This window comes from Azospirillum palustre (genome assembly GCF_002573965.1).
Taxonomy (GTDB): domain Bacteria; phylum Pseudomonadota; class Alphaproteobacteria; order Azospirillales; family Azospirillaceae; genus Azospirillum; species Azospirillum palustre.
Map to the genome: position 1 here is coordinate 31,945 of NZ_PDKW01000039.1, position 22,301 is coordinate 54,245.

The following is a 22,301-nucleotide window of genomic DNA, read 5'->3' on the forward strand; positions in this document are numbered from 1 at the left end:
TCCCTCTCCGGTCATGCGCGCTTGCCTGCCATGGCGCGGGACAGCCGTTCCGCCGCCCGGCGGATCGGGGTGACGGGGGTGGTGCGGGGGAGCACCGAGTCGGCCGCCAGCACCTCGCGCGTCAGGTCGACGATGCGCTCCAGCCCGCCGAGCAGGCCGGGCAGCGGGCTGGCCGAGGGCGGCGGCTGGTTGGGCAGCGCGCGGATGGCGTCGGCCATCGCCCGCGGGTCGGCGCCGTCGCGGTCGCTGTCCAGCGTGCGCAGCAGCCCCAAGGCCTCCGCCGCCTCGGCGCGGATGCGCTGTTCCAGCCGGGGGCGGGTGCGCGGGGCCAGCACCGACGGCTTGTCGAAGGACAGGATCTCGCAGAAGGTGTTGTAGCCGCCCATCGCCACCACGCCGACCGCGCCGGCATAGAGATCCTCCATGCGGGAATGGAAGTTGATGGTCTCCACCCTGCCCTTCAGCTGGCGGATGCGGGTGGCGAATTCCTGGCGGCGGGCATCCTCCAGGAAGGGGCCGTAGACGATCAGGGCGCGGGGGACGAGGTCCGGATCGCTCTCGTAGGCGGCGATGGTCCAGTCGACCAGGGCCGCCCCGTCGCCGCCGCCGCCCGGCGTCACCAGCACGTAGGGGCCCGTCATCGGGCAGTCCGCGGCCTGGACCGCACCGCCGCCTTCGGTCGGCTCGCGCTTCAGATAGCCGGTGTAGCGCAGCCGCGCCGCGATCTCCGCCGGCAGGTCGAGCCCGTCCAGCGGGCGGTAGACCTCCGGCAGGCCGTAGATCCAGAGCTGGTCGTAATAGCGTTCGATGGCGGCGACCGCCTCCTTGCGCTCCCACTCCGGCTGCAAGGCCTCCGGCGCGTCGAGCACGTCGCGCAGGCCCAGCACGACGCGGGTGTTGCCGCTGGCCCGCATCTCGTCCAGCGCCGGCAGGAATTCGCCGTGCAGGCCGGTCGGCTCCTTGTCGACGATGGCCAGCGTCGGGCGGAAGGCACGGGCGGTGGCGCGGATGATCTCCGCCCGGATCGCGGTGGTCTCCTCGATCGGCAGGCCGAGGTTGCGGGCGGTGTAGCCGCCGTCGGGCTGCTTCACCACGCCGGGCAGGCGCACATGGTCGACCCGCTCCGGAAAGTCGAAGCGGCCGGCGACCGGCGAGCCGGTGAGGATCAGCGCGGAGGCGTCGGGAAAGGCCGACACCAGGGCCTGGGCAATCGTCCGCGACCGCCGCAGATGGCCGAGCCCGAAGGTGTCATGGCTGTAGAGCAGGATGCGCGGCGGCGTCCGGTCGGGATGAAGGGACCGAAGGGGCGGCTGTGGCTGGTGCATGCTCGGACACTCCGCTTCAGCAATGCTTCGGAACCGACAATCCGTCGCGGAACAGATCGCTGTGCTTGTCTTTGGAACCGGTTCGGCGCCGGTGGTTGCGGGGTCGTCCAGGCACCGGCGGCAAGGCTCCAGCCTGGAGAGAACCCCTCACATGGATTTTGCCGCGCATCAATATGACTTCCGGCCGGGTAAGAGCAACGCATCTATGCGCTGTGATATATATGAGCGCCGGACAGGCCGCCAGCCGGCTTGCGGCGGCGATGACGGGTCAGTCGCCATGATAGGGATCCAGGGCGTCGCGCAGGCCGTCGCCGAAGAAGTTGAAGGACAAGACTACCAGGATCACCGGCAGCATCGGCAATGACACCCAAGGATAGGTTTCCACCGCCATGAGGTTCTGGGCGTCGTTCAGCATCACCCCCCAGCTGGTCGCCGGCGGGCGCAGCCCCAGCCCCAGGAAGGACAGCGCCGTTTCGCCCAGGATCATCGCCGGGATCGACAGGGTGGCGCTGGCGAGCAGGTGGCTGGCGAAGTTGGGCAGCAGGTGGCGGCGGATGATGCGCGCCGGGCTGGCCCCCATCAGCTCCGCCGCCATGACGAAATCCTCCTCGCGCAATGCCAGGAAGCGGGAGCGCACGGCGCGGGCCAGCGACGGCCAGTCGAGCAGGCCGAGGATGACGGAGATGCAGAGGAACACCGTCACCGGGCTCCATTGCGCCGGCACCGCGGCGGACAGCGCCAGCCACAGCGGCAGCTCCGGCAGGGATTTCAGGATTTCCGACAGGCGCTGCACCCCGGCGTCGATCCAGCCGCCGAAATAGCCGGCCATGCCGCCCAGCGTGATGCCGATGGCGAAGGACACCGCGATGCCGAGCAGCCCGACGGTCAGCGACAGCTGCGCCCCGATGGCGAGGCGCGAGAGCATGTCACGGCCGAGCCGGTCGGTGCCCAAGAGATGCAGCGACGCCCCCGGCGGCGGGCAGACCAGCCGGACCCGCGATTCGACCAGACCGAGGAAGCGGTAGGGCGCGCCGGGGCAGAGGAATTGCAGCGGCATCGGCCGGCTGGTGTCGGTCTCGTAGCGCCAGCGATAGTCCTTCAGGTCGGGCCGCCCGGTGGTCGGATAGACGAAGGGGCCGATGAACTGCCCGTCGTGGAACAGGTGGACGCCCTGGGGCGGGGCGTAGAGATGCTCCACGTCGCGCTCGTTGGCGCTGTAGGGCACCAGGAAATCGACGAAGGGCAGGCTGAGATAGGACAGGCCCAGGAACAGCGCCCCCAGCACCGCCAGCCGGTGGCGCAGGAAACGGCGCAGCATCAGCCGCCCGGTCGAGGCGTTGGCATCGAAGCGGGTGGCCGGCGCGTCCGCCGCGGCCGGATCGGGATAGGGCCGGTCGTCGACGTAATGCTCCCAGCCGCCGGTCGTGGCCGGATCCTTCATGCCCCCTTCCTTCATGACTGGGCCTTCCTCGCCTTGCCGAGGCGGATGCGGGGGTCGAGCAGGGCGAGTGCTATGTCGGAGACCAGCATGCCGACCAGCACCAGGAGCGAGATGAACATCAGGATGAAGCCGGACAGGAAGATGTCCTGCGCCCGCAGCGCCTCCAGCAGGGCCGGGCCGATGGTCGGCAGGCTGAGCACGACGGAGATCAGCACCGATCCCGACACCAGCGACGGCAGCAGCGAGCCGATGTCGGAGACGAAGGGGTTCAGCGCCATGCGCAGCGGATAGCGGGTCAGCCGGCGCAGCGGCGGCACGCCCTTGGCCTTGGCGGTGACGACATAGGGCTTGCCCAGCTCGTCCAGCAGGTTGGCGCGCAGGCGGCGCACCATGGCGGCGGTGCCGGACAGGCCGATGACGATGGTCGGGACGATCAGGTGTTCCAGCACCGAGCCGACCTTGGCCAGACTGAGCGGCTGGTCCTCGTACTGCGCGTCCACCAGCCCGCCGATGGGCAGGCCCAGCCATTTCTGGCCGTAATAGAGCAGGATCAGCGCCAGGAGGAAGTTGGGCGTCGCCAGCCCGATATAGCCGACGGCGGCGGCGAGGTAATCGACCCAGCTGTTGGCGCGGATCGCCGCCAGCGCCCCCAGCGGGAAGGACACCAGATAGACGAACAGCACGGCGGCGAGGTTGAGGATGACGGTGAACCACAGCGTCTCCCCCACCACCGCGGCCACCGGCTTGTTGAACTCGAAGGACCAGCCGAGGTCGCCCTGGAGCAGGCCGTGGAAGCCATTCGGCCCCGGCCAGATGCCGATCCAGATCAGGTACTGCTCGGCCAGCGGGCGGTCGAGCGCATATTCGTGGCGCAGGAACTCCGCCTTCGCCAGCCCGGCCTCCTGGCCGGTGGCGCGCAGCTCGGCGATCTGGTTGGACAGGTAATCGCCGGGCGGCAGGTTGATGACGGTGAAGATCAGCATCGACACCACGAACAGCGTCGGCACCATCACCAGCAGCCGGTGCAGGATGAAGCGCAGCATGGCCGTCAGTCCTCCCCGCGGTGGATGCCGACCGGCTCGGGATCGGCCGGGCGGGCGTCGGTGAAATAGAACTCGTCGGGCCGGTAGACGCCGAGATAGGCGCCGGGATCCCACAGCCACAGCCCCTTGTCGGGGATGTTGCGCAGGCGGTTGGAGACCGCGATGGGCTGCGGCGTCTTCGACACCACGCCGATGGCGTAGATCTGGTCGGCATGGATGTCGAGCAGGGCGGACCACAGGGCGCGCCGCTCGGTCTCGTCGGTGGTGTGGCGCCAGCGCCGGGCGATGTCCATCAGCTCCTGCGGGATCGGCATGTCGATGGGTTCGCCGGCGCTGCCGGAGGTCTGGTAATACTGCCCCCATTTCGGCCAGCTGAAATTCTCCTGGGTCATCGGGGCCAGCTCCTCCGGGCTGCTGTCGGGGTCGGGAATGCCGTTGTCCCAGCCGCCCCACACCGCCATCATCGTCTGGCCGGCATAGACCCGGTTGCGCAGCACGTCGCGGTCGACCGTGCGCATCAGCAGCCGCACGCCGATGTCGCGCCAGGTCTCCGCGATGATCTGCATCGCGTCGGAGATCTCCGGCTTCTCGCCCGAGGTCTCGACGATCACCTCCAGCGGGCGGCCGTCCGGCAGCTCGCGGTACAACTCGCCGCGTTTGCGTTTCAGCCCGATCTCGTCCAGCAGGGCCGACGCCTGTTTCGGGTCGTAGCCGGTCCACACCCCCTTGCGTTCCGGCTTGAACAGCGGGCTGCCCGGCAGCACGTCGACGCCGCTCTCCTCGGCCAGCCCGAAGAAGAGCGAGCGGTTGACGATGCGGCGGTCGATCGCCATCGACAGGGCGCGGCGGAAGCGCACGTCGCGCAGCAGGGTGCGCCAGACCGGGTCGTTGTAGTTCAGGTTGGGGTAGAGGGCGATTTCCGCCGCCTTGCCCTCCGGCCACAGCAGGGTGCGGTAGTCGGCCTGCCTCTCCCCCGACACCAGCACCGGCACCTGCGAGAAGGTCAGCCCTTCGGCCTGGAGGTCGGCCTTGCCGGTGGCGACCTGGGCCGGGATCAGCCCGCCGCCCATCACCGTCACGTCCAGCCCGTCGGCATAGGGAAGCTGCACGCCGCGCCGGTCGAAGCGGTGGTAATAGGGGTTGCGCTGGAACAGCAGGTGGTTGCCGGTGCCCTTCGAGATCGCCATCCAGGGCTGGAGCGTCGGCTGGTCCGGGTTCTCCATCCGGAACATGTCGTCCAGCGCGTTGTGCAGCGCCGCCCAGTTGCGGACCTTGTACCTGGCGAGCAGCGGCGCCAGCTCCGCCTCGCTGGTGTAGCGGGCGTGGTAGCGTTTCAGGTAATGGGCCGGCCGGTAGATGAAGGGCGGCCGGGCGGCGGCCAGGGTCGGCAGGAAATAGGGGTTCGGCTCGTCCCAATGGAAGCGGGCGGTGACGGCGTCGGGGAAGCTGACCTCAGGCGGCTTGCCGTCCACCAGCATGAAGCGCGGCGGGCCGGACGGCGACAGCATCGGGTTGTTGGCGATGTCCTCCCACCAGTAGCGGATGTCGTCGCTGGTGAAGGGGGCGCCGTCGGACCAGCGGTGGCCCGCCCGCAGGGTCAGGGTGAAGTCGCGGCCGTCGACGACCTGCACGTCCTTCAGGATGTCGGGCACGATCTCGCGCTTGGCGGTGTAGCCGACCAGCCGGGCATAGCCGTAGAGCACGGCGATGCGGCTGTTGCGCCGCTGGGTGATGAAGGTGCGGATCCAGCCGCCGGACAGGCCGAGGTCGCGGCCCTTGCCCTCCACATCGACGATCAGCGGCTCGTCCGGCATGCGCTGGCGGACGGGCGGGATCAGGCCGTAGCGCACCTGGTCGCGCAGCATCGGCGGATCCTGCGGCGTGAAGGCGGCAGCGGGGGTGGCGAGGAGGGTGAGGAGGAGGAGGAGGAGGAGGAGGAGGGGTGCGGCCCACTTCCCTCTCCCCCCCGGGGAGAGGGTCAGGGTGAGGGGGATGCGTTGCAGGAGCTTTGTGAAAGGGCCGCCGCGCGTCCCCCTCACCCTTCCCACCGCAAAGCGGTGGGCCCCTTCCCTCTCCCCGGGGGGGAGAGGGTGAAGATCGCGCGACATGACTGAAATCGTCCTCATGCCGCCCGCCTCACGAAATGGCCGGGGGCCGCTTCCACCAGCGGGGGCGGGGCGCCGTCGAGGGTGGGGCGGAAGGGTTCGGGCCACAGGTCGGGGCGGCCGGCGCCCAAGGCCACGGTGGCGACGTCGATGGGACGGTTCACGTCCGGCTCCGGCGAGGCGGCGATCAGCGCGCGGGTGTAGGGATGCAGCGGGGCGGAGAACAGGATGGCGGGCGGCGCCTCCTCCATCACCCGGCCGGCGCGCATCACCGCGACCCGGTCGGCCAGCCGCGCCACCACCGCCAGATCGTGCGAGATGAACATCAGGCTGAGGCCGAGCCGTTGCTTGATCGATTCCAAGAGGTCGAGCACCTGCGCCTGGACCGACACGTCGAGTGCGGAGGTCGGCTCGTCGCAGATCAGCAGCTGCGGGTCGAGTGCCAGGGCGCGGGCGATGCCGATGCGCTGGCGCTGGCCGCCGGAGAAGGCGTGCGGATAGCGGTTGGCCCAGGCGGGGTCGAGCCCGACCTGCGCCATCAGCGCCCGCACCCGCTCGCGGCCCTCGCCGCGGCCGCAGACGCCGTGGATCGCCAGCGGCTCGGCGATGATCTCGCCGACGCTCATCCGCGGGCTGAGCGAGGCGTAGGGGTCCTGGAACACCATCTGGGCCCGGCGGCGGTAGGCGGTCAGCTCCGGCCCGGCGGCGGAAAGGAGGTCGAGCGGCGGTTCCCCGGCGGATGCCCGGAACAGCAGGCGGCCACCGGGATCCGGCCGCTCCGCCAGCATGGCCAGCCGCGCCAGCGTCGTCTTGCCCGATCCTGACTCGCCGACGATGGCCAGCGTCTCGCCGCGGCCGACCGACAGGTCGACGCCGGCCAGCGCGTGGATGCGGACAGTGCCGCGCTCGTAGGTCTTGGCGACGCCGTGGAATTCCAGGATGGGGTCGTGCACGGCGCCGGACCCCTCGGCGCAGACCATCTCCGGGATGGAGGGGGCGGCGGCCATCAGCTTGCGGGTGTAGCCGTGCAGCGGCCGGCCGAGAACGTCGGCGCAAGCCCCCGATTCCATCACCCGGCCGGCGCGCATCACCACCACGGCGTCGGCCATGTTGGCGACGACGCCCAGATCGTGGGTGACCAGCAGCACCGCCATGCCGGTCTCGCCCTGCAACTCCTTGATCAGGGCCAGCACCTGGGCCTGGAGCGTGACGTCGAGTGCTGTGGTCGGCTCGTCGGCGATCAGCAGCTGCGGGCGGGCGACCATCGCCATGGCGATCATCGCGCGCTGGCGCAGGCCGCCCGACAGCTGGAACGGATAGGAGCGGAAGGCGCGGACCGGATCGGGGAAGCCCACCCGCTCGAACATGGCGAGGCAGCGGTCCCGCGCGCTCGTCCGGTTGCAGTTGCCGTGCAGCCGCAGCACCTCCATCGTCTGGTCGCCGATGGTGTGCAGCGGCGACAAGGCACTCATCGGTTCCTGGAAGATCATCGAGATGCGGCTGCCGCGGATGTCGCGCAGGCCGGACGGCGGCAGGCGCAGCAGGTCGACCGCCTCCGCACCATGACCGAACAGGATCGAGCCGCCGGTGACCGTCGCCCCGCGCGGCAGGATGCCGAGGATGCTGCGGCAGGTCAGCGTCTTGCCCGATCCGGACTCGCCGACCAGCGCCACGCTCTGCCCGCCGCCGATGGAGAAGCCGACGCCGTCAACCACCGGATGGGGGGCGTTGCGGAAGCGGATCGTCAGGCCCTCAACCTTCAGCATCGCGCCGCTCTCCTGCCGTTTTACGAGGCCATTCGTAATTCGCTGTTATCCCCCTCTCCCCCCCGGGGAGAGGGTCGGGGTGAGGGGCGCGCACAGCGAGGATTTCCGGGATAGCCACGCCATGCATCCCCCTCACCCTAACCCTCTCCCCGGGGGGGAGAGGGGATGATCGGTGCCCCTGCCCTACTGCTTCCATTTCATCATGCTTCCGTTTCGGATCGGCTGTGGGCCGGGGCCGGGGCCGGGGCCGGGGCCGGGGCCGGGGCCGGGGCCGGGGCCGGAGGCGGGACGGCCGGGGCTTCGCTGGTCAGGCGCTTGCCGATCTGCTGGATCACCCGCATCGGCAGGTCCGGCGCCGCCGACAGCAGGCGCAGCATGGTGGCGCCGTCCAGCCGCAGCAGCCGCAGGTCGGTGCGCGCCCGGAAGCTGGAGAAGCGCCGCACGCCGGCCAGAAGCTCCAGCTCGCCGATCACCTCCGGCGGCTTGATGTAGGCGATGTGCAGGTGCGGCTGGCCGTCCGGCATCAGCCGCACCTGCTCGACCTCCCCTTCCGCCAGCACGAAGGCGAATTCCGACGATTCGCCGCTGCGGTAGATGAAGTCGCCGGCCGCCACCGTGCGCCATTCCGACGCCGCCAGCAGCCGGCGCAGCACCGTTTCCGGCAGGTCGGAGAAGACGGGGGAGCGCGACAGCAGGCGCAGCGCCGGCTCATCGGTCCCCTCCCCGTCCCCCGGCACGGTGTCCTCGTCATGGTCGGCGCCGCTGTGGCCGCGCCGGACCAGCCGGCCCTCCTCCAGGTCGTAGAGCGCGTCGAAGGCGGGATTGTCGGAAATCCGCTCCTCCAGCACGATCAGCGTCATGGTCGGCAGCAGCTCCTTCATGGCCTGGAAGATGCGCAGCCGCTCCTCCGGATCGTAGCTGTTCAACGCCTGATAGATGACGAAGATGTCGGGCTTCTTCATCAGGCCGCGGATCAGCTGCACGCGCTGGCGCACGCTGATCGGCAGCAGCGAGCCGCCGATGCCGACCTCGCCCAGCGCCACCAGGATCAGCACGAAGGCCCGCGCGTCGGTCCGTTCCAGCGCCTCGTCCACCAAGGACCGCAGCTGGGTGATGGCGCGCGGATCCTCGGTGGTGATGCGGCCGAACAGAAGGTTGTCCATCACGTTCAGGCGTGGGTGGTAGAGGTCGGGGTCGAAGACGGCGACCTTGTCGCGCAGCTCGTGCGGCATGTCGTCGAGCAGGCGGCGGCGGATCGCCATGATCGCCTCGCGCTCCTGCGGCGGGGCGAAATCCATGCCGTCGCGCTTGGGCACGATCATCAGGAACATGGTGGCGAACAGCAGCGTGTCGGCTTCCTGGTGGCGGCGCTGCGGCCGTTCGGACCGGCGCTTCAGCCGGGTGACCGCCTCCACCAGCTCCTCGAACAGGGCGTCGTCGATGTGCGGGTAGCGCATGATCATGACGTCGCCGTCGTCGCTGTCGCGATAGACGCCGACCACCCGCATGGCGAAGCGGCGGCCGGTCCGCACCGCGGCGTCCCACAGCCCGTGCGCCTCCATCAGGGCGCGGACGGTGGGGTTGCAGACCATGCGGGCGACCGTCAGCCGCTTGCCGTCGGGCAGGCCGAACAGCATGTTCTCGGCAAGGCTGGCATAGGGGTTGAAGCGGTCGCGCTCGAAACGGGCCAGCAGCGTGTCCATCCCACGTTCGGTGATGGCGTCGCGCAGCCAGTGGCGGGCGCGCAGCAGCGGCTGGGCGACGAAGGGGTAATCGTCGGGGTCGAACACCTCGCGCAGGCCGCGCTGGTAGACCGCGCTCTCGCCGCCGGTGGCGGCCAGGCACTGCATGAACCACGGGCGCAGGCTGGTCCAGTCGGTGGCGCCGATCATGCCGAAATCGGTCCAGATCCCGTCCATGCTGTCGGTGGAGTTGCCCGACGCCTCGGCCTCGACGATCTCGCGGCGGCGGGCCGGGGTCATGCTGTCCGGGTCGTCGGCCGGCGGGCGGTGGCGCAGGCCGTAGGTGATGTTCTGCATCATGCTGCCGGTGAACATGCGCGGTTCCGGGCTGGCATAGGCCATGCGGCGGCCCAGCAGATCCAGCGGCAGCTCGTCCAGCGTGCGGTCGCCGATGGTGATCCGGCCGGAGGTCGGCGGCGACAGCCGCACCAGCACCTCGGCCAGACGGCGCAGCGCCAGCGCGTTGGTGCCGGCGATGCCGACGATGGCGCCCGGCGGCACCTCCAGCGACAGGCGTTGCAGCATGCGGTCGCCGTATTCGTTGGCCCAGGTCACCGCCTCCAGCCGCAGCGGCGCCTTCAGGTCGGTGGGCGTGGCGGGCGACGGCGTGGCCCAGTCGAACAGGAAGGGGGGAGAGAACTGCTCGGCGATCTGCTCGTACTTGATCTGGGCGTCGATCATGTTCTGGTAATAGTCGAGCAGCTCCTTCCAGGGCGCCGTCAAATCCTTGAAGGCGGAGAGTGCGGCCACCAGGGCGCCGATGGTCATGTTGCCTTGCAGGACCAGATAGCCGCCGATGGAGAACAGGAAGAATGGCGTGATCTGGTTGATGAAGTTGTTCAGGAACTTGACGAAATACTTGCGCTTGTAGATCTCCAGCCTGATCCAGTAGATGCTGCCGAGGAACTGCGAGAATTCGGCCAGCACGTAGCGGACGGTGCCGTTGACGCGGACCTCGCGGATGTTCTCGACGCTCTCGCCGATGCGTTCTGACAGCTGGCGGACCTTGCGCACCCGCTCCTTGCCCAGCAGCTTCACCTTCAGCTGGAGCTTCGGGATGATGTAGGCCTGCACCGGGATCAGGGCGACCGACACCAGACCGATGGTCGGCTGCTGGATGAACAGGAACAGCAGGATGGTGAGCATCGTGCCGCCCTGGTAGAGCGGCTGGGCGAAGGAGTCGCCGATGAAGCCGGCGAGCGGCTCGGTCTCCGACGCGACGGTGGAGATCAGCTCTCCCTGGCTGACCTTGGAGAAATGCGGCAGCGGGAAGCGCAGCATGCGGTCGAGCAGGATGAAGCGCAGGCGCCGCACCTGCCGTTCGCCGACCACGCCCTTGAAGGTGTTGATCCGCATCTTGAAGGCGCCGTTGGCGAGCACCAGCGCCAGGAAGGTGAAGCACAGCACCAGCAGGTAGGTCACCGGCCCCATGGCGACGCCGAAGATCTCGCGTTCCGGCTGGGGGTCCGACAAGGCCCGGTTGATGATGATCTTCGGCAGTTCCAGCGAGGCGTAGAGCACCGGAAACGAGGCGACCGTCAACAGGGCGAGCAGGATCTGCTGCCGCCCGCTGTGCTTCCAAATGAACTGAAAAATGTTGCGGTTCATCAATGGCCTTCAGCGTCGCGGCCTTCAGCGTCGCAGCCGTCGCCGGCCGCCCCTGTCATGCTGCGGAGGATGAGGGGACATAGATTGGCGCGGCCCGGCCGGTTTTCCAACGCTGCTTTTGCCATCCTGCCTGCTTCAATCCACCTTGCCCCGCTCAGCGTTCCACCCTCCAGGCATGGTAGGTCCAGCGCTCGTCGGACGGCAGGTCGAGCCGGGTCCAGTTGGGCCGATCCAGCGGCCGGTCGGACAGCACGACGCCGCCGGGCAGCACCAGCGCATCGATCAGCGGCGCCAGCCACGCCGCCTGCGCGGCGTCATGGTTGCGGTCGGTGCTGCCGAAATCGGCATGGGCCAGCCGGGCGCAGCGGCCGAACCGCTCCGCCGCCGCCGGCATGGTCTCCTTGAAATCGCCGACGAACAGGCGGTCCTCGTCGGGCGTCAGCTCCGGCGGCACGCGGACCCACATGTCGAAGACCAGGATGTCGCGCGGCGGAAACAGGTGGCGCAGATGGTCGAAGGTGCGGCCCTTGCCCAGCCCCACCTCCAGCACCAGACCGTCGCGGCCGGCGACGGCACGCTCCGCCCAGGCCAGCGCGTTGCGCTGCACCGTCATGCGGTCGATCATCCGGTCGAGCAGCGACCGGCTTTCCCCACCATCACCATTGCCAACACCGGCCGCCATCGGCCCCACTCCCCTTGCCAAGCGCCCGAATGGCACGGGTGCAGTGTGGAAGTCCGCGCGCGCGCCGTCGAGACAAATTGTCGCGTGATCGGGAGCCGGCGGCGGTCCTGTCGCCCTGCCCTGCTTTCAGCGACGGTCCTTTCAGGGATGGTTCGGGTCGAAGCGCTTCGCCAGCCCCTGCCAGCAGCGGTGATAATCGTGCTGCAACTCCGCGGTTTCCAGGGCGTGCCGCGTCGGGCGGATCACCGCGCGGGTTTCGACCATGAAGGCCATGGTGTCGGCGATCCGCTGCGGCCGGCTGGTGTCGGCGGATGTGGCCTTGGCGAAGGTCTCGGCGTCGGGGCCGTGGCCGCTCATGCAGTTGTGCAAGGACGCGCCGCCGGGCAGGAAGCCCTCCTCCTTCGCGTCGTAGACGCCATGGATCAGGCCCATGAACTCGCTGGCGACGTTGCGGTGGAACCAGGGCGGACGGAAGGTGTCCTCCTGCACCAGCCAGCGCGGCGGGAAGATGACGAAGTCGATGCTGTCGACGCCGGGGGTGTCGCTGGGCGAGTGCAGCACCAGGAAGATCGACGGGTCGGGATGGTCGAAGCCGATCGAGCCGATGGTGTTGAAGCGGCGCAGGTCGTATTTGCAGGGCGCGTGGTTGCCGTGCCACGCCACCACGTCCAGCGGCGAATGGTCGATGCGGGCGGTCCACAGGGCGCCGTCGAATTTCGCCACCAGTTCGAAGTCGCCGTCGACATCCTCGTACCAGGCGTCGGGCGTCAGGAAGTCGCGCGGGTTGGCAAGGCCGTTCGAGCCGATGGGGCCGAGATCCGGCAGGCGGAAGGGCGCGCCGAAATTCTCGCAGACATAGCCGCGCGCGGTGCCGTCCGGTAGCTCGACGCGGAAGCGGATGCCGCGGGGGATGAGCGCGATCTCCTGCGGCTCGACCTCCAGCACGCCAAGCTCGGTGAACAGGCGCAGGCGGCCCTGTTGCGGCACGATCAGCAGTTCGCCGTCGGCATCGTAGAAGAAGCGACCCGCCATCGACCGGTTGGCGGCGTAGAGATGGATGCCGCAGCCGGTCTGCGCCTGCGGCCCGCCGTTGCCGCCCATGGTGGCGAGGCCGGCGATGAAGTCGGTGGGGGCTTCCGGCATCGGCGGCGGGTTCCAGCGCAGCTGGGTCGGCGGCGCCGGCACCTCGTCGAAGCGGCTGGTCAGGCGGCCGGACTCCAGCGGGCGGAAGGGTTCGTGCACGACCGCCGGACGGATGCGGTAGAGCCAGGAGCGGCGGTTGTGGGCGCGGGGTGCCGTGAAGGCGGTGCCGCTGATCTGTTCGGCATAGAGGCCGTAGGGCGGGCGCTGCGGCGAGTTGCGGCCGACGGGCAAGGCGCCGGGCAACGCCTCGGTCGCGAATTCGTTGCCGAAGCCGGACCGGTAGGTGAATGCGGGGGACGTCATGCGGGCTGCTCCCTTCTGCGAGGAGCGCCGGCGGCAGGCGCCGGGCGCGACCATTTGCCGCTGATATAGTTTCTTTTGAAACTATGCGCCAGGGGAAAATGGGGGTGCCGCCGCGGGCACCCCCCTCCCCTCAGTTCATCGCGCGGTCGGGCAGGTCCAGCAGGAAGTCGCCGCCCTCGTCGTAGCCGGCGGTGCGGATCACACCATATTGCGGGGTCTGCGGCGCCTCGCTGGTCACGTCCTGGCGGACCTCCTGATAGAGGGCGTAGCCGCTGCTGTCCTTCGGCAGGGCCTGCACCCGCGTCTTCAGCGCCACCGCGAAGGGGGAGTTCACCTCGCCGTCGGCGACCGGCTCGTCGCCGCCCGACGACAGGGCCATGACCGAGCGGCGCTGCCGGATCTCCGTCTCGTTGGCGAGGCGGCTGGCGTCAACCTTCTGCTCCTTGGTGAAGGCGCCGGAATAGCAGCTGTCGGACACCACCATCACATGCTTGGCCGGCATGCGGCTGAGGAAGCGGCCGATGTCGTTGTTCGACACCCAGTTGCGGGCGCTGGTCGTCTCGGCGTCGGCCGGCAGCCAATAGCCGGTGCCGGTCTCCGCCAGCTCATAGCCGTGGCCGGCGTAATAGACCATCACCTGATCCTGCTCGCCGACCTCGCGGCCGAGCTTGCGCAGCGCCTCGCCGATCTGCGCCTTGGTCGGGTTGCGCAGCACCCGCGTCTCGTAGCCGAGATGGTCGTTCAGCGCCTTGCCCACCGCCTTGATGTCGGCGTCGGGCGTGGCAAGCGCCGGGATGGCGCCGTCGCGGTAGCTGTCGACGGCGATCATCAGGGCGATCTTGCGCGGCTTCGGCGGGGCGGCCGGGTCGGGAGCGGCCGTGGCGCTGTCGATGGCGATGCGCTGCTCCGTCGTCTTGCCGGCCTCGTCGGTCATGGTCAGGGTGGCTTCCTTCGCCCCCGGCTCCACCGGGATGCTGGTGCGGAACTGGCCCTTTTCGTCGATGAAGACCCAGCGGCCGTTCACCCGCGCCTCGGCGAGGTTGGCGCTGTCGGCGACGACGCCGCGGAGCGTCATGGTGCCGCCGCGGGTGCGGCCGCCCCGCGCCTGCCGCAGGCTGGGCAGCGCCGAGGCGGCCGACGGGCGGCCGAGCATGTCCGCCGCCGCCGGGTTCGCCACCAGCTGGCGCAGCGCGCCGGAGAAGGCCTGGGTGCGCTGCTCGCGCTCCACCCGCTGCACCATGGCGAGATAGGTGCGGGCGACCTGGGGCGGCAGGTTGGCCTGCGCCGCCGCAGCGCGCACCTGGGCGTAGCCGCCGGGCTGGCCCGCCGCGCTGTTCTGCAGAATGCCACCGACGCGCGCCGCCACCGGGTCGCTGCTGGCGGTCAGCCCGCCGATCAGGGTGGCCACCGGCACGCTCGCCAGCACCGCCCGCTGTTCGGACAGCGACAGGCCGCCGCTCGCCAGCGCCGACACCGCCTGGACCATGCCGCCGTTGCCGGCCGCCTGGATGAGGGAGCCGGCCGCCGCCTGGACCTGCGGGGAGGCCAGAAGCTGCGGTCCCGGCTGCGACAGGGTGGCGCCGGAGGAATAGGCCGCCGCCGCGTCCGCCGTGAAGGAGACCGAGCGGCCGGAGGCGAGCACGACCGTCGCTGGCCCCGGCGGAGGCGGCGGCGGCGGCGGCGAGGCCGGGGCGCCGTTGGAGGGAGCGCTGTTGGCGGCGGAACTGCCGCCGGCGGACTGGGTGCCCTGCCCTTCTGCGGTCTGGGTGGCCGCGGTCTGGGTGGCGGTGCCCTGGTTGGCCGTGCCCTGCTCCAGCGTCGCCAGCAGGGTCTGCGGCGTGGTCGCGCCGGCCGTGGTCCCGGTGCCAGTGGTTCCGGTGGTCGCGCCGGTGCTGCCGCGTGGCGTGTTGCTGCTGCCCGTGGCCGTGGCGGCGGTCGAGCCGGTGCCGGTCGTTGCCGGGTTGGCGGCGATCTGTGCCACCGTTTGCAGCGTCGCCTGCACGGAGCTGGAGGCGGATGCGGCGGACTGGCTGCCGCTCGTCGAGGTCGTTCCGGTCTCCGGGGACGCGGTGTCCGTCGTTCCCGTGCCTGTCGTTCCCGTATCCGTGGATCCGGTCCCGGACGTGTCCGTCCCGGTCGACGGGGTGGTGGTGGTCGGCGTGGTCGGCGTGCTTGTGGACGGCGTATCGGTTCCGCCGCCGCTTCCGGTGTCGGTGCCCGGAGTGGTGGGCGTCGTCGGCGTTGTCGGCGTCGGGTCCGTCACCGGCGGAGTTACCGGCGGGGGCGGCGGCGGAGGGGGGGGAGGCGGCGGCGGTGGAGGGGGCGGCGGCGGCGCCGGCGTGCTGCTGACCGTCACGGCGCCGTTCCTGTACAGGGCCGAGGCGGTCCCGTGCGGGCCGGCGGTTCCGGCGGTGCCTTGCAGCGATACCTCTCCGGCGGCGGCCACGATCTGGATGTTGCCGTCGTTCTCGGCGTCCAGCCCGATGCCGGCGATCTCGAAATCGGCGGACGACGTGCCGGCCTTGCCGGCGATGGAGACGCCGCCGGACGACAGCAGCCCCACCCTGCCCTGGAGCATGACGCCCCAGGACTCGATGGAGTCCGCTTCGCTGGCGTCGCCGTCGATCAGGATGGCGTCGGCGGCGGTGGAACCGGCCGTGACGGTCGGCCCGCCGTCGTTGTTGCTTTCGATCAGCACGCCGGCGTTGCGGCTGTCGGACTGGGAGGTCGTCTTGCCATGGATGGCGATCCGGCCGACGGCGGCGCCGATGGTCGAGCTGCCGTTGATCAGGACGCCGTGGGTGCCGTTGCTGTACCCCTCGCCCTCGCCGCGGATCGAGATGGAGCCGTGCCCGGTGTAGAGCGAGCTGTTGGCGATCGACACGCCGGCCCAGTCGTCATAGCCGGCCTTGGCCGTCATGCTGGCCGGATCGCTGCCGCCGCCCAGCACGATGTCGCCGCCGGCGGTCGCGATGCTGCTGCTGCCCAGGCTGATGGCGCCGCCATAGCCGCTGCGGTTGCTGTTCAGCGTGACCGGCCGGTCGGCGGCGACGATGTGGCTGTCCATCAGGGAAATGCCGGACGCGGCCCTGAGCGTCACGGCGCCGTCGGAGGTCAGGCTGCTGTCGTAATCCAGAAAAAGGTTGCCGCCCGACTCCACCGTGATCGGGGCGTTGCCGGTGCGGATCACGGCGCCGCTCAGCTGGATGTCGCGGCTGGAGTTGGCGCCTGCCCGGATGTCGATGGCCCCGTTGCCCTGCACGACGATGGAGGAGCCGTCGGTGACGCGGATCGCATCGTTGCCCTGGGAGCTCTCGCCATGCCCCTCGGTGCCGGTGATGGAAACGGCGCCGCCTCCGGTCTGGAGCGCGGAGGCGGACAGCAGCACGCCGACATTGTCGCCGTAATAGATGCCGTTGCCGCCCGCCCCGTTCAGCGTGATCGAGCCGGTCCCGGTGGTCAGCTGGCTGTCGTACAGCGCGATGCCGTGGTTGCCGTCGCCGTTGTTCTCGCCGCCGTCGCCGTTGATCAGGATGGAGCCGGCACCGGTCGAGACGATCGTGTCGTGGAACTCCACGCCGACCCGGTCGGAGCTGGGCGAATAGCCGCCGGAGATGCCGGTGGCGGGCTTCATCGCCGGGTTGGAACCGCCGCCGACGATGAAGGCGCCGCCGTTGGTGGTGATGGCGATGGGCGACGTGCCGGAGGTCGCCGCCGTCCGCACGATGCCGTTGCCGGAGCCGGTCGCGGCGTTCAGGGTGAGGGTGAGCGCACCCGCGGTCGACACGATGCTCTGGTTGACGACGATGTTGCGGTGGGCCTTCAGCGTCAGCGAGGCATCTCCGCCGGCCGTCTTCAGGATCTCCTGATCGATTGTAATGTCGCCGGCATCGGTCCCCGTCGACTCGGTTTGCAGCGTGACGCTGGTTCCGCCGTTCAGCGCGGTCTGGATGTTGTCGGCCGTGATGGTGCCGCCGGTGGCAGCCACCGTGATGTCGGTCGGGTCGAGCAGCCAGAAGCCGCCAGCCACTATTCCCTGCCCTGCCCCCTGCCCTGTTCCGGCCCCGGCATCGACGCTGCCGCGCACATGCAGCGACAGCTTGCCCGATGTCTCGACGAAGCCGCCGTTGCCGCCGGCCGTACCGCCGCGGGCGGACACGGCGCCGTCGAAACGGGTGCTGCCGTCGGCCCACACCACGACCTTGCCGCCCTTGCCGCTGTCGGTGGCGTCGGCGGCGATGGTCGCGCCCTGCGCCACGACGGTCTCGATGGAGGGCGGCACCGGCTTGCGCGCCGGGCGGATGGTGTAGCCGGCCAGCGTGGCGGCCGACGCCCTGCCGCCCTGCACGTCCCCGCCGATCAGCACCTCCCCGCCCCCGGCGGGACCGGAAGCGGTGACGCGGGCGGTGGAGGTCAGCGCCGTGCGGGTGCCCGACACGGTGATGGAGCCGCCGGTTTGGCCCTTGCCGGTCTCACTGGCGCCGCTGCCGCTGGCGTCGAGGCTGCCCGACACCTCGATCTCGCCGCCGTCGCCGAGCAGGACGATGTCGCCGCCCTGCTGCTCCACCCGGCGGGCCTGGATGGTGCCGGACATGTTGACGACGCGGTCCATCAGCCCCTTGGCGGCGCTCGCCGTCATCTGCACCCGGCCGCCGTCGGCGAAGATCCTGCCGCTGTTGCTGACCAGCGCGTCCACCGGCTTGCCGTCGGCGCCGACGGGGCGGGCGTCGGTTTTGGCGTCCACCGCGATGTTGATCTTCTGGTCGCCGAACAGGTCGACGACGAAGCGGCGGCCCGAGGCCAGCGTCACCTCGCCCATGCGGGCCTGGATGGTGCCGCGGTTGGCGACGCCGGGGGCGACCAGTGCCGCCAGACCGGCCTGGGCGACGGTGATGGTGCCCTCGTTCTCCACCGTCGCGGTGGAGCCGGCGCGGCCCTCGAAGTTGTGGCGGCCGGCCATGAAGTCGGCGTTGCGGATGTCGTGGGTGGTGGCGACCAGCCCGCCGACATCGACGCGGGCGTTCGGGCCGAACAGGATGCCGTTGGGGTTGACCAGCCAGACCTGCCCATTCGCGGTCAGCCGCCCCAGGATCGCCGACGGGTCGGAGCCGGTGACGCGGTTCAGCGTGATGGCCGCGGCGTCGGGCTGCTGGAAATTGGTGTGCTCGCCCTCGGCGATGCCGAAGCGCTGCCAGTCGATCACCGCCTTCGGCGTCGACTGGATGATGTCGAGCCGGCCGGGGGCGGTCGTGTGGATGGTGGCGGCACCGTCGGTGACCACGCCGCTTTCCGGGTTGGCGCGTGCGGGGAGGGGCAGGGCGAGGATGGCGGTCAGGATCGCCAGACGCGCCGCCCCGGCCAGGGCCGTGCTGTGGCGCAAGGCCGCCCGGCGCCGCGCGCCGTCTTGCCGGACCGCCGTGTTGTCAACCGACCCCTTGGCAACCGCCCCCTTGCCAACCGCCCCCTTGCCAACCGTCCGCTGCCCCGATCCCCGCATCACCGACCCAACCCCCATTGCCGCCCCCGACTCTTGCGGGAAGGCAATACGCTGTTCAAAACCCTGGAATGCGAAACATTTTAGCGACGGGGCGCGGGTACGGAAATCCCGAAAGTGGTGACAGATTGTTTCGTGGCGGCAACAGAGGCGGCCGGACCGGCATCGGCGCAAGCGTTACCGGTAACGGAAATCGGGGCGAGGCGTTACCGGTAACGGCTTTGACGGTACAGAAAGCGTCTATTTCCATGGCGCAGGTGCCGCCTTTGCCCTTTCGGCGACCGGGGCGATCCGCTAAGAAGAAGGCCGTCAGACGACTGGCACGCGATGCAGGGGGAACAGATGGCCGATCCGACCGCCGTCGCCACAAGGAAATCCGCGGGCAAAGCCACAGGTAAATCAACCGGCAGATCGGCAGCCCAGGGCGCCGACGGCACGGTAAACAAGGCTGCGCCGCTGCCCGCGCGCTGGGTGGTGTACAGTGCGCCGAAGGGCGGGACCGGCAAGACCACCAGCTGCAAGAACACCGCCGTGGCCGCGGCCAAGGACGGCATGCGGGTGGCGACGCTGGATTTCGATCCGCAGCGCACGCTGGGACAGTGGCACGAGCTGCGCCGTCCGCACGATGTCGCGTCCATCGACCATTACGAAGGGACGCTGGACGACATCGAGGCGGCGCTGGCCCAGGTCGATCCCGGCCGCTACGACGTGGTCTTCGTCGACACGCCGCCGTCGGTGGAGCTGTATCCGGAAGCGACCAAGATCCTGCTGCGCCGCGCCGATCTGGTGCTGGTGCCGACCGGGGTCGGCCGCTTCGACAAGATGAGCGTCATCCCCTGGATGGAGTTCCTGCGCGACTATGGCCGCCCCGCCGCCTTCCTGCTGAACCGGGTCAAGCGCCGGTCGGTCAGCCTGCGCGAGGCGAAGCTGGAGCTGGGCCGGGTCGGCCGGCTGGTGCCGCACGAGGTGCCGGACATCGAGGACATGCACCGGGTCGACGATGTCGGCTGCTCCATCGTCGATGTGGGTGCTGTGAATGGCGCCGACGAATGCCTTGGCGCCTGGTACTTCATCCGGCACGAGCTGGGGATCTGAACCCGGGGGATTTGAAGATGGCCAATGTGAAGTCCTTCATGAAGAAGGTGGCGGAGCAGGGGAAGGCCGCTCCCCCGCCGGTGGAAAAGCCGGAGGTAGCGTCTACCCCATTGCATGGTGGGGGGCGGTCAGGGTCTGCCGTGGCGCCGTCGAAGGCGGACCGCCGGGCGTCGGACATCAGCGACGCCATCGTGCCCTGCCACACCCGGCAGGAATTCGCCCAGGAAATCCGCTATCACTGGAACCGCAGCCGCAAGGAGTTCCTGTCGATCGGCCGGTACCTGAACCGCGCCAAGGATATCCTGCCGCACGGCGACTTCGAGGCGATGATCGAGAGCGACATGCCGTTCTCGGTCGAGACCGCCTTCCGCTTCCGCGCGGTGGCGGAGGCGGTGGACACCGGCCGGCTGTCGCTGGACGTGCTGCCGGGGGCGGAAAGCGTCGCCTACCAGATCGTCACCATGACGCCGGACGAGCTGGAACGCGCCAAGGCCCAGGGGCTGATCCGTCCCGACGTGACCCGCCGCCAGCTGATCGACTTCAAGCGCTCGCTGCGCCCGCCGAAGGACGTGACGCCGAACGACCGGCGCCGGCAGCTGCTGGCGGATTATGCCCGGCTGCGCGTCCGCATGGCGGAAATCCGCGACGAGCTGCGGCGCGACCATGGCATTGACCCGGAGCATGACGATCATGTCCGCTCCGGCCGTACCGGCGTCACCATCGATGTCGAGGCGGAGGATATCGGGGCGGAGACCGAGGACGACCGGCGGTAAAGCGGGCTGATCGGCCCGTAAATCCGGTTTTCAGTGGTTGTGCGAGGTGTGGGAGGCGGGGCTGTCGTCGCCGTGGCGCGACGGCGGGCTGCCGCCGCCCAGCAGGTTGGTCAGCGACCGGAAGTCCCGCTGGAAATTGCTGAGGAAATCGCCGTCGCCGCCGCGCGCCCCCCGTGCGGGCGAACCGGCCATGCTGTGTCTTTCCGGGCCGCCGACGCTGCGGCTGCTGATCCGGGCGCGGCGGTCCGGCGCTTTCGGCTTGCGTGACGGCGTGACCAGCGGCGGGGGAGGGGCCTCCGGCAGCGCCGCGGTTTCGGGCGCGCGGGCGAAGGCATCGCCGCACAGCCCGCGGCCGGAGGCCTGCTCCAGACGGCCCGGATCGAGCAGCCAGCAGTCGAAGGCGTCCGTCTGCGGCTTCGACGGGGCGGGGGAGGGCAGGGGGGCGGCGGACTGCTGGTGGGACTCCCGGTGGAATTCCTGGACCTCCGGTGCCGACAGCAGCGGTTCCGCCGCGGCCGGGACTGCGGCAGGCAGGGCGAGCAGGGCCGCAAGTGCCGCCGCCATCACCGCTCCGCTGCCCCTTACCGTCCGGCCTTCGCCCGGCATCCCGCATCCTCTCGGCCGTCGCATCCGCGTCGCTCAACAGATAAACGCAACAGGGCGGCTGTTCGTCCACGCGAAATGGGGGCGCTGCCCCGGAAGATGCGGTACTCCTTCGGATCAGGCTCTTTCGGCCGTACACCTTCCATTGGCGTGCGGCCCCCCTTGTGCAGCGTTGTCGCAGGGGCAGGTTGGCGCTCTTGTCAGGCGGGCGGCTTGATGGGAGAGTCCGGCCCCTCATTCACCCTGCAAGAACGGGCGGCGCGCCGGCGGACATGGCCGATTTCAACTGGAACGACCTGCGCTTTTTCCTGGCGGTGGCCCGGGCCGGCACGCTGACCACAGCGGCCCAGCGGCTGCGCGCCGACCACACCACGGTCAGCCGCCGCATCACAGCACTTGAGGACGCGCTGCGCGTCACCCTGTTCGAACGGCGGCCCAGCGGCTTTACCCTGACGCCGCAGGGCGAACGGCTGAAGCAGACGGCGGAGGTGATGGAGAGTGCCGCCCTGCTGGCCCAGGGCATGGTGGCCGACGGCGATCTGGCGCTCGCCGGTGCGGTGCGGATCGGGGCGCCGGACGGCTTCGGCAGCTGTTTCCTGGCACCGCGCATCGGCGCCTTGTGCGAACGCCATCCGGAGCTGGAGGTGCAGCTGGTCGCCATGCCGCGCGTCTTCAGCCTGTCCAAGCGCGAGGCCGACATCGCCATCAGCCTGTCGCGCCCGCAGGAAGGGCGGCTGTTCGCGCGGAAACTGACCGATTACCGGCTGGGGCTGTACGGCACCGCCGCCTATCTGGAGGCAAGGCCGGAGATCCGCAGCCGCGGCGACCTGCGCGGCCATTCCTTCATCGGCTATATCGACGATTTGATCTTCGCGCCGGAGCTGGACTATGTCGAGACCATCGGCGAGGTGGCGCCGCGGATCAAGAGCAGCAGCCTCGTCGCCCAGCTGAAGGCGACGCTGGCCGGCGCCGGCCTGTGCATGCTGCCCGCCTTCATCGCGGCGGGCGAGCCGGAGCTGGCGCCGGTGCTGCCCGACGAGCTGACGATCACCCGGTCCTTCTGGCTGATCGTGCACGAGGATCTGCGCTCGCTGGCGCGGATTTCGATGACCGCCGACTACATCGCCGATCTGGTGCGGCGGGAGCAGGCGCTGTTCCTGCCCCCCTCCGCATCCTGA

General features: G+C 70.1%; 13 protein-coding genes. 3 read left to right on the top strand and 10 right to left on the bottom strand.

The features are described 5' to 3' along the window. Positions 1-11 precede the first annotated feature (11 nt). The 9 genes from CRT60_RS06405 to CRT60_RS06450 all read right to left on the bottom strand — a co-directional run bounded on the left by CRT60_RS06405 (position 12) and on the right by CRT60_RS06450 (position 18,538). Positions 12-1,325 (bottom strand): glycosyltransferase family protein, encoded by a 1,314-nt coding sequence (locus tag CRT60_RS06405; RefSeq protein WP_098735616.1) that lies wholly within the window; start codon positions 1,323-1,325, stop codon positions 12-14. Positions 1,326-1,593: 268 nt separating this feature from the next. Further along, a complete protein-coding gene (locus CRT60_RS06410; protein WP_098736228.1) occupies positions 1,594-2,766 on the bottom strand; it encodes an ABC transporter permease in 1,173 nt (390 codons plus the stop codon). An 11-nt stretch (positions 2,767-2,777) separates the two neighbouring features. Beyond that, positions 2,778-3,809, bottom strand: coding sequence for an ABC transporter permease (locus tag CRT60_RS06415; RefSeq protein WP_098735617.1), 1,032 nt, complete (start codon positions 3,807-3,809; stop codon positions 2,778-2,780). Between the two features lie 5 nt (positions 3,810-3,814). Further along, positions 3,815-5,674, bottom strand: a complete 1,860-nt coding sequence (locus tag CRT60_RS06420) for an ABC transporter substrate-binding protein (RefSeq protein WP_244592314.1) — start codon at positions 5,672-5,674, stop codon at positions 3,815-3,817. Positions 5,675-5,931: 257 nt separating this feature from the next. After that, a complete protein-coding gene (locus CRT60_RS06425; protein WP_098735618.1) occupies positions 5,932-7,680 on the bottom strand; it encodes an ABC transporter ATP-binding protein in 1,749 nt (582 codons plus the stop codon). Positions 7,681-7,880: 200 nt separating this feature from the next. Next, positions 7,881-11,030 carry an ABC transporter transmembrane domain-containing protein gene (locus CRT60_RS06435; protein ID WP_244592315.1) on the bottom strand — a complete coding sequence of 1,050 codons (3,150 nt, stop codon included), beginning with the start codon at positions 11,028-11,030 and terminating at the stop codon, positions 7,881-7,883. A 154-nt stretch (positions 11,031-11,184) separates the two neighbouring features. Beyond that, positions 11,185-11,712, bottom strand: coding sequence for a class I SAM-dependent methyltransferase (locus CRT60_RS06440; protein ID WP_098735620.1), 528 nt, complete (start codon positions 11,710-11,712; stop codon positions 11,185-11,187). A 141-nt stretch (positions 11,713-11,853) separates the two neighbouring features. After that, a complete protein-coding gene (hmgA, locus tag CRT60_RS06445) occupies positions 11,854-13,158 on the bottom strand; it encodes a homogentisate 1,2-dioxygenase (RefSeq protein WP_098735621.1) in 1,305 nt (434 codons plus the stop codon). A gap of 130 nt (positions 13,159-13,288) precedes the next feature. Next, a complete protein-coding gene (locus CRT60_RS06450) occupies positions 13,289-18,538 on the bottom strand; it encodes a two-partner secretion domain-containing protein (protein WP_244592316.1) in 5,250 nt (1,749 codons plus the stop codon). Positions 18,539-19,126: 588 nt separating this feature from the next. On the opposite strand from CRT60_RS06450, the gene CRT60_RS06455 reads away from it, so the two are divergent. Further along, positions 19,127-19,747 (top strand): ParA family protein, encoded by a 621-nt coding sequence (locus CRT60_RS06455; RefSeq protein ID WP_244592317.1) that lies wholly within the window; start codon positions 19,127-19,129, stop codon positions 19,745-19,747. Positions 19,748-19,764: 17 nt separating this feature from the next. After that, positions 19,765-20,520, top strand: a complete 756-nt coding sequence (locus CRT60_RS06460; RefSeq protein ID WP_098736231.1) for a DUF3102 domain-containing protein — start codon at positions 19,765-19,767, stop codon at positions 20,518-20,520. A gap of 30 nt (positions 20,521-20,550) precedes the next feature. Here CRT60_RS06460 and CRT60_RS06465 read toward each other — a convergent pair whose 3' ends face one another. After that, positions 20,551-21,084 carry a hypothetical protein gene (locus CRT60_RS06465; RefSeq protein ID WP_244592318.1) on the bottom strand — a complete coding sequence of 178 codons (534 nt, stop codon included), beginning with the start codon at positions 21,082-21,084 and terminating at the stop codon, positions 20,551-20,553. Positions 21,085-21,395: 311 nt separating this feature from the next. Between CRT60_RS06465 and CRT60_RS06470 the strand changes: the two genes are divergently transcribed. Then, entirely contained in the window at positions 21,396-22,301 is a 906-nt protein-coding gene (locus CRT60_RS06470; RefSeq protein ID WP_098735624.1) for a LysR family transcriptional regulator, read from the top strand.